This is a genomic window from Enterococcus montenegrensis, from assembly GCF_029983095.1.
Lineage (GTDB): Bacteria > Bacillota > Bacilli > Lactobacillales > Enterococcaceae > Enterococcus_C > Enterococcus_C montenegrensis.
This window is the reverse complement of sequence record NZ_CP120467.1, coordinates 2,479,361-2,491,432: the sequence shown is the minus strand read 5'-3', so window position 1 is coordinate 2,491,432 and position 12,072 is coordinate 2,479,361. Positions and strand designations below refer to the sequence as shown.

11 protein-coding genes are annotated in these 12,072 nt (G+C 38.4%); 7 read left to right on the top strand and 4 right to left on the bottom strand.

Annotated elements, in window-relative coordinates:
• Nucleotides 1-41 precede the first annotated feature (41 nt).
• Both P3T75_RS11970 and P3T75_RS11965 read right to left on the bottom strand, forming a co-directional pair.
• Nucleotides 42-1,229 carry an amidohydrolase gene (locus P3T75_RS11970; RefSeq protein WP_282461716.1) on the bottom strand — a complete coding sequence of 396 codons (1,188 nt, stop codon included), beginning with the start codon at nucleotides 1,227-1,229 and terminating at the stop codon, nucleotides 42-44.
• Nucleotides 1,230-1,248: 19 nt separating this feature from the next.
• Nucleotides 1,249-2,730 carry a YfcC family protein gene (locus P3T75_RS11965; protein WP_230710437.1) on the bottom strand — a complete coding sequence of 494 codons (1,482 nt, stop codon included), beginning with the start codon at nucleotides 2,728-2,730 and terminating at the stop codon, nucleotides 1,249-1,251.
• A gap of 259 nt (nucleotides 2,731-2,989) precedes the next feature.
• On the opposite strand from P3T75_RS11965, the gene P3T75_RS11960 reads away from it, so the two are divergent.
• From P3T75_RS11960 to P3T75_RS11945, 4 genes are all read left to right on the top strand, one after another.
• Nucleotides 2,990-3,859 (top strand): LysR family transcriptional regulator, encoded by an 870-nt coding sequence (locus P3T75_RS11960; RefSeq protein ID WP_206903942.1) that lies wholly within the window; start codon nucleotides 2,990-2,992, stop codon nucleotides 3,857-3,859.
• Between the two features lie 263 nt (nucleotides 3,860-4,122).
• A complete protein-coding gene (locus P3T75_RS11955) occupies nucleotides 4,123-4,491 on the top strand; it encodes a GntR family transcriptional regulator (protein ID WP_282461715.1) in 369 nt (122 codons plus the stop codon).
• On the top strand, nucleotides 4,488-5,342 hold the full coding sequence (locus tag P3T75_RS11950) for an ATP-binding cassette domain-containing protein (protein ID WP_282461714.1): 855 nt from the start codon (nucleotides 4,488-4,490) through the stop codon (nucleotides 5,340-5,342). The genes P3T75_RS11955 and P3T75_RS11950 overlap by 4 nt, the downstream gene beginning before the upstream one ends.
• 1 nt (nucleotide 5,343) lies before the next feature.
• The gene (locus P3T75_RS11945) at nucleotides 5,344-6,075 is read left to right on the top strand and encodes a hypothetical protein (RefSeq protein WP_282461713.1); all 732 of its coding nucleotides are present in this window, start codon (nucleotides 5,344-5,346) and stop codon (nucleotides 6,073-6,075) included.
• A gap of 91 nt (nucleotides 6,076-6,166) precedes the next feature.
• On the opposite strand, the gene P3T75_RS11940 is transcribed toward P3T75_RS11945, so the two are convergent.
• Nucleotides 6,167-6,598, bottom strand: a complete 432-nt coding sequence (locus tag P3T75_RS11940) for an 8-oxo-dGTP diphosphatase (protein ID WP_206903938.1) — start codon at nucleotides 6,596-6,598, stop codon at nucleotides 6,167-6,169.
• Nucleotides 6,599-6,743: 145 nt separating this feature from the next.
• Between P3T75_RS11940 and P3T75_RS11935 the strand changes: the two genes are divergently transcribed.
• The gene (locus P3T75_RS11935; RefSeq protein ID WP_282461712.1) at nucleotides 6,744-7,463 is read left to right on the top strand and encodes a pseudouridine synthase; all 720 of its coding nucleotides are present in this window, start codon (nucleotides 6,744-6,746) and stop codon (nucleotides 7,461-7,463) included.
• A 269-nt stretch (nucleotides 7,464-7,732) separates the two neighbouring features.
• Nucleotides 7,733-8,722: a M23 family metallopeptidase gene (locus P3T75_RS11930; protein WP_282461711.1), complete on the top strand. Its 990-nt coding sequence runs from the start codon at nucleotides 7,733-7,735 to the stop codon at nucleotides 8,720-8,722.
• A gap of 104 nt (nucleotides 8,723-8,826) precedes the next feature.
• Here P3T75_RS11930 and P3T75_RS11925 read toward each other — a convergent pair whose 3' ends face one another.
• Nucleotides 8,827-9,681 carry an RluA family pseudouridine synthase gene (locus P3T75_RS11925; protein WP_206903935.1) on the bottom strand — a complete coding sequence of 285 codons (855 nt, stop codon included), beginning with the start codon at nucleotides 9,679-9,681 and terminating at the stop codon, nucleotides 8,827-8,829.
• A 193-nt stretch (nucleotides 9,682-9,874) separates the two neighbouring features.
• Between P3T75_RS11925 and P3T75_RS11920 the strand changes: the two genes are divergently transcribed.
• Nucleotides 9,875-12,028 (top strand): PBP1A family penicillin-binding protein, encoded by a 2,154-nt coding sequence (locus tag P3T75_RS11920; RefSeq protein WP_206903966.1) that lies wholly within the window; start codon nucleotides 9,875-9,877, stop codon nucleotides 12,026-12,028.
• Nucleotides 12,029-12,072 lie beyond the last annotated feature (44 nt).

Genomic DNA, 12,072 nt, shown 5'->3' with positions numbered 1-12,072 from the left:
CATCATGAAGCATCTTTAAAAGGCATTCAGTAAAGGCAGGCTTAGTCTTTTAGAGAGGCTTGAAAAGCTGCTTGGATAGATTCCATCAATTTTTGATCGCTTAATGTTTTGAGAATAAATAATCCGATAACTTTTGCTCCACCTAAAATTACAGGATGAATTTTAGATGGAGTTTGCATGATAGTGGCAACTTCTTTGGTGTGTAAAGAAAACCAGTGATCAGAGATTGCCATCATAGGATGAAAAGCCGGACAAATATAGCTGACATTCCCAATATCAGAACTGCCGGTAGCATTTCCTGCGGGTTCATCACAATGAGGTAGCTCAATGGCCGTCATGATTTCATCAATAGCTGCAATTCCAGGGGCATTTAAATTCATATCATCAAAATCTTCACCTGTTTTTTCGTAGGTGACAGAAGTTTCCGTAGCCTGTGCAGCACCTTCCAAACAGTTTATGACTTTGCTAAAATTCTCGGCTAAATCATATTTATTGGCATGGCGCATATTGATGATTAATTCCGCTTTGTCGACAATGACGTTTGAGGCAGTGCCACCTTGGGGCAAGATATAAGAGACGCGACTGCCATCTTTCATTTGCTGTCTGGCCATATCAATTGCGTGACAGGCTAGCATCGCGCCATTTAAGGCATTTTTTCCTTGCCAAGGTGCAGCTGCCGCGTGGGCTGTTTGACCGGTAAAAGTCGCTTTGATTTCACTTAAAGCTAAGAAACGACACGCAGGCCAGGTTTGGTCACTGTTCATATGGATCATCATCACAAAAGCATAGTCATCAAAAACACCGGCATTTGCCATCGTGATTTTATCACCAGTCGCTTCTTCATTTGGTGTACCAATTAAATCAATAGTAGCAGAAACAGTAGGTGCCATTTCTTTTAATGTTAATGCGGCTAAGAGACTCAAGCTACCGCTAGCACAATGACCGCAGGCGTGACCAATGTCGGGTAGGGCGTCATATTCCATTAAAATCCCAATTTTGGGTTGTGTTTTTTCACCGGGAATAACATGGGCTACAAAAGCCGTAGGTAAACCGGCAACATTTTCAGTAACGGCAATTTCTTTAGCCTTTAAAATTTCAATAATTTTTTTGACCGAGCGGAATTCTTGTCCCGATATTTCGGGATGTGCTGCTAAATCATCATTTAAATCGTAGGCAGTTTGTTCATTAAGGGAGATTTTTTCTAAAAATAATTTTTGTAATTGGTCCATAAAAAGGACTCCTTTCTTTTTAACTAAATAAGGTAGCAATGGTTAAAACAAAGCAGACAACAACAAAAATGATACCTAAAAGTTTTGCGGTAAATTTTAACCAAGTAGCGTATTCAATATGAGCAATGCCCAATACACCTAACATAATAGCCGATGCCGGGCTAACTAAGTTCATGGTACCAGAGCCAGCCTGAAAAGCTGTAATTATCAAATCTTTTGGTACGTGAACAAAGTCTGCTAAGTTGCTCATAATCCCCATTGTGGCAGAGGCTAAACCAGAAGTAGAATAAATTAAAAAGCTCATTGGAATATAAAAAATATAAGTCAAGATTGTAAATAAAACAGGCGGCAGGCTGCTTAATGTCGTTTCACCAAAATGTAAAATCGTAGCTGTAATCATTCCGTCATTCATCACGACTTGAATCCCGCGGGCAACTGCAACAATTAAAGCAACTTGAATCATGTCTTTGGCACCAGTGACAAAATGCTGCACAATTGTACTTTCATTCATCTTATATAAGTAGCCAATTACAATTGCCATAAAAATAAATAAAATCGTGATTTCAGTAAAATACCAGTCGCCAAAAGCGGGGAAATCTGAGCCAATCATTTTACCTAAAATAGGAATTTTGATTATGCTGTCTCGCAAGTTGGCAAAGAAAGTAAAGTTTTGATTGATTGTCTGCCAAGGAATCAAGCCTAATATCATGACAAGAAAGGTTGCGATAAATGCGACAATCACATGTTTTTGATTTTGATTCATCGTGTCGATCTCTTGGAGTTTAAAACTAGCTAAATCCGCTTTGCGCTGATTATAGACGAGGGATTTTTTTGGATCTTTTTCAATTTTTTGCGCATAACGATAGACGTAAATAATGGCGATGGTAGTTAAGATTACCCACAAAACAAGTCGCCAGATAATGCCTTGACCAGGTGAAATCCCCGCAGCTTGAGAAGCAACCCCTGTAGCAAAAGGATTAACGGTAGATGCTAAGACACCTACTGTTGTGCCAATTAAAATGACACCTACTGCGACTAAACTATCTAAGCCAATGCTGTACATAACAGGCAAGAGTAAAGGGTAAAAAGCTAATGTTTCTTCTGACATGCCAAAAGTCGTACCCCCGAGTGAAAAAAGAATCATGAGGACAATAATTAAGCGTTTTTCTTTACCGTGATATTTCTTTACAATGGAACTAATCCCGGCATCTAGGGAACCAGTCGCATTCACCACGCCTAAAAAACCACCAATTACTAAAATAAATAATGACACTGGCATCGCAGCAGAGGTCTTGTCGTCACCTAGCATACCCACGACCGGTGCTTTTAAAATATCCCAAAACCCCTGTTCGTTTTGTGTAACATGATGATAAGTACCCGGAATCAACTGTTTGGCTTCGTTTAAATTGTATTGACCTGCTGGTATAAGCCACGTTAAAACAACCATCAGAAAGATAATTCCAAATAAAATGGCGTAAGATGATGGCATTTTTCTTTTCATAAAAAAACGACTCCTTTTAATAGTTTTTGTAAAAGTAAGCGTAAGAATTCATCAGCTTGAAATTTTTAGCACTTCAAATGAATACAGCCGAAGGATAAATAAAGGGAAAAGTACTAAAAAAATTCGTAACGGTTAACCAAGAATTGCCAGAATTGTCTTTTCATAGAGCGCTTACTTTCTGCTATAATAATAACGAGAAAAAAAGGCGGCCAACTTTCCATTTTGGAATGTTGACTTGCCTTTTTAGGAGGTTTAAAGGATGTTGAATTTGAAAATTTTACGCTCATATAAATATGCAGTCGATTATTCTTCATTTAAAGCGGCTGCTGAAAAATTAATGTACAGTCAATCGACAATCAGTAAGCATGTAGCCGAGCTGGAACAAGCTGTGGGTTTTCCATTATTTAACGAAGGAAAGGTTCAATATGGCTTAACTGAAATCGGGGAGTTGACATATAATTATGCCCAGCATGCCTTAATTGCGTATGGCCATTTCAAAGAGCAAGTAAAAGCGACGGCATCTCGGCAAACAGTCATAAAAATTGGTGGTTTGGAACGTTATTTAGCAGAAATGGTAGTCACCAAAGTGGTAAATTATCAAATTGATCATCCCCAAGTTCGTTTTGATTTAATTCACGGTACAAGTGATGAAACATTAGAACGTCTAAGGGCAGGCAAATTAGACATGGGTATTATTGCCGATCGAATGGTACCAGCAGATTTTACCAGTTTAGCAATCAAACGCGAAAGCCTGGTGTTAATAGCGTCTTGTCAAACGTATGAGAAAATATTGCAAGATGCTTCTTTAATGAAAAAATTGCCGGTCCTAATTGACCGTAAAGCCAGTGTGATTTTTGAATACGTCTTAAAGGACACCAACGAATTTGCACAAGTAATTCACGTTGAAGGTGATTTGATGGTTGTAACGGGAGTAGAAAGTCAAATGTGCCTGGGCGTGGTAAGTGATGGCTGTTTTAATCCAAATGATTATCACGTATTAAAAATATACAATGAAGCAGCACCCATTCGGCTAATTTATCCTGAAAAATGGGAAGAAAAAAATAAGAAACTATTTGCAGAATCCCTCATTCGCCAGTTACAGCAAGATTTTTTAACTCCACCGCAATAAGGTGGTGTTCTTTTTAGAACATTTTTTCATTCTGGTGCTAAAAATTTACTGTTTTACTAAAGGTTCTAACTTTGGTGGAAACAATCCCTTTTGTAAACTTTCCTTTTGATTGTTGCCAATATCTTTTATCATTTTCTAAGTTATTTAAAAAGCATCCTCCAGTGGAGATGCTTTTTTTAGTTGACTTTTTTTATCACTGGATATATAGTTAGTTACACAAGTAACTAACTGGTTAAGTTTAATGTGAAGTTGAGGTGAAAGGAATGGAATTTGACTATTCCGGTACAACGCCCTTGTTTCAACAAATTGCGGAACAGATTGAAGAAGGAATTTTAAACGGCTCCTTTAAAGAAGGTGAACAAATTCCCTCTACAACAGAAATATCAAAAAGTTTCGCTATTAATCCTGCGACCGTTTTAAAAGGGATGAATTTGTTAGTTGAACGGGGTTTGATTGAAAAGAAAAGAGGAATTGGCATGTTTGTTTTAGTAGGTGCACAACAAAAAGTTAGAGAGTATCGGCGGGAACTTTTTTTAACGAATGAAGTATTACAAATTGTTACAGAAGCAAAGAAATTAGGTATTACAGTAGAGCAGCTGAAAGACCTAATTGAAAGAGGGTATGAATCATGAGTTTGGTTATTAAAGAAGTTAGCAAAACGTATAAAGATAAAAAAGCGCTGCAACAGATTAATTGGAATATTCAATCCGAAAAAATATATGGTTTACTTGGGCGTAATGGTGCGGGGAAGAGTACGCTGTTAAATATTATCGCTAACCGTAGTTTTGCCAGTAATGGAACAATCACGTTAAATGGCCTCCTTCTTGTAGATAACGAAGCAGCTTTAAATCAAATTTATTTAATGTCAGAAGATAACTTATATCCCGGAAACTTAAAAGTAAAAAAATGCTTTCAATTAACTGCTGACTTTTATGGGGATTTTGATTGGGCTTTGGCAGAAGAAATGATAGCTGGATTTGGCTTGGAACAAAAAAGTAGCCTGCGAAAATTATCGACGGGTTATCGCAGCATTGCCAAATTAATTATGGCGCTTTGTGTGCCAGCAGATTACATCTTTTTAGATGAACCAGTCTTGGGCCTAGACGCAAACCATCGTGATTTATTTTATCATTATTTATTAACAGCTTATGCTAAGCGTCCCCGTACATTTGTTATTTCTACTCATTTAATTGAAGAAGTCGCAAATTTGTTAGAAGAGGTCATTGTTATCGATGAAGGAAAAGTACTAAGAGAAGCAACAACAGAAGCTATTCAAGCTGCAGGTAAAGTAATCACAGGGCCAAAAGAAGTCGTGGCACAGGTGGTAAGTGATCTGAAGGTTATTGGTGAAGATGAGCTAGGTGGGATGCTTAGTGTTTATATTGAAGGTGCGGCACCAAAAGATATTCCACAAGGGGTATCCGTTGCTCCCCTTAATTTACAAGCATATTTTGTCCAATTAACAAAAAAGGGTGTGGCGTAAAATGAAATTAAAAACAGCAATTCAATACAAGTTATCCGTCCAATGGCGCTCGGTGTTGATTTACCTTGGTTTCTTTCTTTTATTTGCGGTTATTTTTCCATTAATGCCGATGTTACTGATAGATGGGGTTACAAATGTTCACGTAGACTTATTAGCTCCAGCCATGATTTATATCATGATTTTATCTATTACGAGTGTGGGCAATGATTTTAAACTCTTTATTCAATGCGGAACTTCACGACTGCATATTTTTGTCGCAAATTTTGTTTCGAGTCTGATTTTGACGTTTGGTCTAAGCATCGTTTTGAAAATGTTGTTTGAGTTATTTAATGGAGGCTTGATTCCAAATTTCTTCTTACAATATCAACTGATTACGTTGATTACCGGTGGTAATTTTTGGCCATCAATGTTTTTATTGTGGGTGTTTCTTATTTTAGCCGCCAGTATTGGAATGATGATTGGGGCACTTTTAAATCGCTTTGATGGTTATCTGCGCTTAGCAATTGGTGCACTTTCTTTGGGCATCGTCATTTTAGGCTCCATTTTATTTCAGTTATTATCACCTGCTGCCAAAATGGCAGTGATAGATTTTATTAAATTGGTAATTGGATTAGGGGCAAACGGTTTAAATAGCTGGCAATTTATTGGCTTCATTTTTGTAGTAAGCTTGATTTTATTAGTAATAGTTTACCTGTTAAATCGCCGCCAAGAAGTAAAACGGATCAATGCGTAATTGTAATGAAATAGCATGGCTAAGACAGCCGTCTGAACAATTAGTTCAGATAGGCTGTCTTATTTTTTACAACGTACTACAATCACGCTGTTTATTTTTCTGGGGTATTATCTTTAAAATATTGCGTTTGTGTACCATAAAAAATAGGCAATAAATCAGCTAGCGTACCTGCAAGTTTCTTTGTGGGAAGCTCATTTTCTGGCAGCCAAAAAAGTTTCCCTTCTCCCATAATGGTGGGTTCAAAAGAAGTCTTAGCGGTAAAAAGTCCAGCTAATTCGCGACTGCCATCGGCTTTGTTGAGCCACTCTGCAACGCCCATTAACTGCGGTGTGATGACAAGGCCGGTTTCTTCTTTGACTTCGCGGATGATAGCAGTAGTCAGCGATTCGTCAGCTTCAACATGACCACCGGGAAATGTCCAACCAGGCCAATCTGGTTTCTTACGGTCTTGTATTAAAATCTCATTGCGATTATTGAAAATCATACACATACATGTTAGTTGTACGGAAAAGCTTCTTTTCATTTTCTCACCTCGTATTTACTGTATAATAAATTGGTAGAATTGTTAATCAGAAGGCAGTGTGGATATTTCTATTTTTAGAGGTGTGTTGCAAGTTTGCAAGTGCAGATAATAAAAATATCGTCAGATAGGATAACAAGGAGGAGCCATGCGTTTAGATAAATTTTTGGCAGATATGCAGTTAGGCAGCCGCAAAGAAGTGAAAAGCTACATAAAAAAAGGCTTAGTGCAGGTTAACCAAGTAACCGTAAAACAAGACAAATTTCAAGTGCAACCTGAGACAGACGAAATTTTTTTTGACGGTGAAAAAATTGGGTATCAACAATTTTTCTATTATATGTTAAATAAACCAGCCGGGGTTATTTCTGCTACAAGAGATACGCAACATAAAACGGTCATGGATTTTTTGCAAAAGCCGGATTTTAGACCGGATTTATTTCCAGTTGGGCGTCTGGATAAAGATACAGAGGGATTTGTTTTATTAAGCAATGACGGCAATTTGGCTCACCGTCTCCTCGCACCTAAAAAGCATGTGGAAAAAGAATATTTTGCTAAAGTTGAAGGTATCGTAAGTCAAGCAGATGTGACAGCTTTTGCCAAAGGCTTATTGTTAGACAAAGGAGAGTTGGCTTTACCAGGAGAACTGACGATTTTAAAAGTAGATGAAGAAAACGAGACTTCAGAAATCTCTCTAATTATTCACGAAGGAAAGTTTCATCAAGTAAAAAGAATGGTCCAAGCAGTTGGTAAAAAAGTTGTGTATTTAAGACGAGATCGTATCGGCAGTGTTCGTTTGGATAAAGCTTTGTCCTTGGGAGAATATCGACCGTTGACGGATGAAGAGTTAGCGGTCTTAAGTAAAAGTTAAAAAGTAAGCAATGAAATTTTTGTGTCACTTCTTGAAGTGGCACTTTTTTTGTTGTCAAAAAAAGGAATACTTTGCAAATCGATAATCTTTTTATGAAAAAATTATACTTTGTGTAATCTAGCTGAAATCTAGAAATCTCGTTGTAAATTAAAACGTATTCATTACAAATACGTGTGCCCATTGCAATAAAACTGTAAGTTGGCTGTTATCCTTTTCATGAAAAATCATGCTAAATTAAGCAAGTCAAAAAAACGAAAAGGGGTCATTAATTGAAACTCAAAAAAACAATTTTAACAATTTCACTTCTAGGAAGTTTATTCTTTTCTTCAACAGCATTCGCTTCTGAAAACAGCGACAAATTAGCAACAGTAAAAGAAGATGTGACGCAAAGTGAAACAAAAATAAATGATTTTAAATCACAAATAGAAGATGCACAATCTCAAATTAAAATAAACGAAGAAACAAAAACGACACTGACAGGGCAGCTGGATAAAGAAATTGAAAAACTGGCAGGTGTCAAAGAACAGTTAACGAAAAAAGAAGCGCAACAAGCAGAAGTGGCGGCATCGTTTTTAGGCTCTTCCCTTGATTTGTTAAATGGCTTACAAGGAAAAGAACAAATTGAAGCACAAGTAACAAAATTGAAAGAAGAACAAAGTAGTCAACGAATTGAAGTTGCTGCTTTACAAGGAAAATTGGCACAACTAGAGCAGACGAACCAAGAATTAGCGACCAAGGCAACAAAATTAGCACAAGAACAGGCCAATTTTGAAAAAGAGATTGCAACAAAGAAGGCAACAATTGAAAAACTTGCGGCAAAAGTTAAAGCTGAAGAAGAACAAGCTGAAAAAGTAGCGCAAACAGGTTTTGCTTCTCCTCTGGTAGGAAGTCTAAATGTCAGCAGTCCTTTTGGCTGGCGCCAAATGCCTTTAGGTGGAGGGAATGAACATCACGATGGTATTGATTTAACAGGTTCCACTGGTCAAACAGTTATGGCGGCGCGAGATGGTGTTGTTGTAGAAGCAGGCTTTGATGCTAGCTGTGGCAATCACGTAATTATCAAACACGATAATGGCTATTACACCTATTATTTTCATTTAACGACTATTGAAGTAAGTAATGGGGCTAATGTAAGTGTCGGCCAACGAGTTGGCGGCATGGGTACTACGGGTAATTCAACCGGCGTCCATTTACACTTTGGTGTTGCAACAGGTATGTGGGATGGTTTTGTTGATCCTGCGCCATTAATTGGTGCCTAATAATATGAAAATTTAGACAGCCCTCAAACTTTAACGGGAAATACTCCTGGAGTTTGAGGGCTGTTTTGTTTCTCTAAAGAGCTGCCCAGTGCCTTCCGCTTTTCTTATTCCCATAGGCCGGGGGTGGCGGTGACAACTATTTTTTCTTTCGAAAAAGGATGTTCTAGATGCATTTGACTGGCATGTAGCATTAGGCGAGGGGCTTTTTGGGTACCATACAGAGGGTCACCAACAATAGGGTGACCGATGCTTTTTAAATGGACCCGAATTTGATGGGTGCGCCCGGTTTCTAATTGACAATAGACTTGGCTTTTTCTGCCTGCGTGGTGAACTGTCACGTGGGTAATGGCAGTTTGCCCGTTTCTTTCATCGATAATTCGTTTGCGCCGATCATGACGATCGCGTCCGATTTTTTTTGTAATGGTTACAGCGTGGGCCAAATGGCCACTAACGACGGCCTGATACTGGCGATAAATATTTTTTTGTTCCAATAGGCGACCTAAAATTGGTAATACTAAAGGATTTTTAGCAAATAAAATTGCACCGCTAGTTTCTTTGTCCAAGCGATGGACAACATAAGGACGTTGCTTTTTAGGTGCTAAGTAGGCTGCAAGATCATTTAAGAGTGTATCTGTTTCTTGCGCCTGATTGGGATGTGTTTTAACGCCATAAGCTTTATTCACTACAATCAAGTGTTCATCTTCGTATAAAACCACAATCTTATTTTTATCCCCCAATGCAACCTCTTGATAGGTATAATCGTCTTCTTCAATCGTTAGGGTAATGGTATCGCCGGCTTGGCAGTGTTCATGGAACATTACCGGCGCACCGTTTTTACGAACATTTTTGCGCACTCGCAAAAAATGGCGTACCTTTCTAGGAACCAGCCATTCTTTTTCCAATAGCTCACGAATGGTCATCTCTTTTTGATTTACCGGTAGTGTTATTGCATATTCCATGGTAGTCCTCTTTTCATATTTCTTAAGCTCTGCTTTATTTTAAAAGATATTTAAGAAAAATGTAACGAATTACTGCATTTTCTTTGCTAAAATGTGCTAGATTTAGTTAAATATGCTATTTTCAGTCTAAAGACGCAGGTCAGGTGGAACCTTTCCTGTTAAACTGACACAAATTAAATGAGTGGAGATTGTTATGGACGCAAAAGAAATTTGGACAAAAATCAAAGGGGCGTTATTGTCTTTTTGGCAATGGCTTAAGCCTTATTTACAGCAATTTCATCAATGGCGCAAACGGGTATGGAAGAAATATCACGTGAATAAAATTATCATCTTATTAGGTTTGGTGGCGGTATTGGTTACCAGCAGTTATTTATTTTACTTATCCAAACAAGTAGATGTTGATCGCCTACAATCGGATTTAAAGAATACAACGGTCATTTACGATAAAGATGGGGATACTGCTGGAAAATTGAGTTCTGGCAAGGGCTCTTATGTCGAAATCGATAAAATTTCTCCCAATATTATTAATGCGGTGGTTTCAACAGAAGACCGTAATTTTTATCACCACCACGGTTTTGATATTAAAGGGATTGCCCGGGCTGCAGTTAGAGCCGTGATTAATCGTAATACTTCAGGTGGTGGCGGGAGCACGATTACCCAACAGTTAGCTAAAAATGCGTATCTAACGTTGGATCAAACCTTTAGTCGAAAAGCAAAAGAGCTATTTTTAGCGATTGAGATTGAAAAGAAATATACCAAAGATCAAATTATAACCATGTATTTAAACAATGCTTATTTTGGTAATGGTGTCTGGGGTGTACAGGATGCTTCTAAAAAATACTTTGGGGTAAATGCAAGTGAAGTTGAGTTAAGCGAAGCGGCAACACTAGCAGGAATGTTAAAAGGTCCCAATATTTATAATCCAATTGACCACCCCGATTTAGCTAATCAGCGCCGCAACGTTGTTTTAGGTGTGATGGTGGATAATGGTAAGATTACCAAAGAACAAGAAAAACAAGTCGAACAAACCAACATTGCCGATTCTTTATATGATGCGTATGATAACGAAGATGGTGGCAATAAATATCCTTACTTTATCGACGCTGTTTTAGATGAAGCGGAAGCCGAGTATGATATTGATGATTCTGATATTTTAACCAAAGGCTATAAAGTTTATACAACATTAGACCAACAACAACAAATTCAAATGCAAAATGTGTATGACAATGCCAATAATTTCCCAGAAAATGCCGCCGATGGTGCGATGCCCCAATCTGGATCAGTTTCAATGGATCCAAATACGGGTGGCATTCGTGCATTAGTTGGGCGTCGTGGCGAGCATACTTTCCGCGGCTTTAGTTTTGCCACGCAAATGAGACGTTCACCAGGTTCGACGATTAAGCCGATCAGTGTTTACACACCGGCGCTAGAAGCGGGATATAAACCAGATAGTATCTTAAAAGATGAGAAATTAAAGTTCTACGATGTAAAAAATTATGACGGCACGTATTCTGGCGAAGTACCGATGTATCAATCTGTTGCTTGGAGTTTAAATGCACCTGCAGTCTGGTTGCTCCACGAAATCGGGATTGATAAAGGCTATAAAAAGGCACAAGAATTTGGTCTTTCTTTATCAGAAAAAGACAAGTACTGGGGCGGAGTGGCCTTAGGTGGATTAGAAAAAGGCGAATCGCCAATGACAATGGCCGCAGCTTATGGTGTTTTTGCAAATGGTGGGCAGCTTTACACACCACATGTCATCACGAAGATTGTTGATTCCAAGGGGACAGTTATCGTTGATAACACGAAGCCAAAAGGTAAACGTGTTATCTCTGAAGAGACAGCCAATCAGATGACCAGTATGTTATTGGGCACATTTTCTAATGGGACCGCAGCACAAGCCAATCCGGGTTACACAATGGCCGGTAAAACGGGAACAACAGAAACCAACTTTGACTCAAGTAAAGCCAATGACCAATGGATTGTAGGGTATACGCCCAATGTTGTAATTGCTACATGGTTGGGATTTGAACAAAGCAGTAAGGAACATTACTTATCAGGAACCAGCGGCGATGTTGTCGGTAAGATTTTTCAAGCCGAAGCCGCCAATATCTTACCTCACGTTAAAGAATCTGGTTTTGCCGTAGCAGATGCCTATCAAACAAAAGGCAAAGTTGTGGCAGCCGATGAGGTAAATCGCGATCAAAGTGGTGATAGCGATTGGAGCAAGACCGTGGATGACTTCGCAGAAAAAGCCAAAGATGGCTTGAGCGAAATTGGCGGGAAGGTAAAAGAAGGTGCAAAACGTGTCTTTCAAGATATTTGGGGCAAACTAAATGGCAACTAAATTTTTTATGTTACAATAAAACATATCAAATAAAAGCGAGGTTA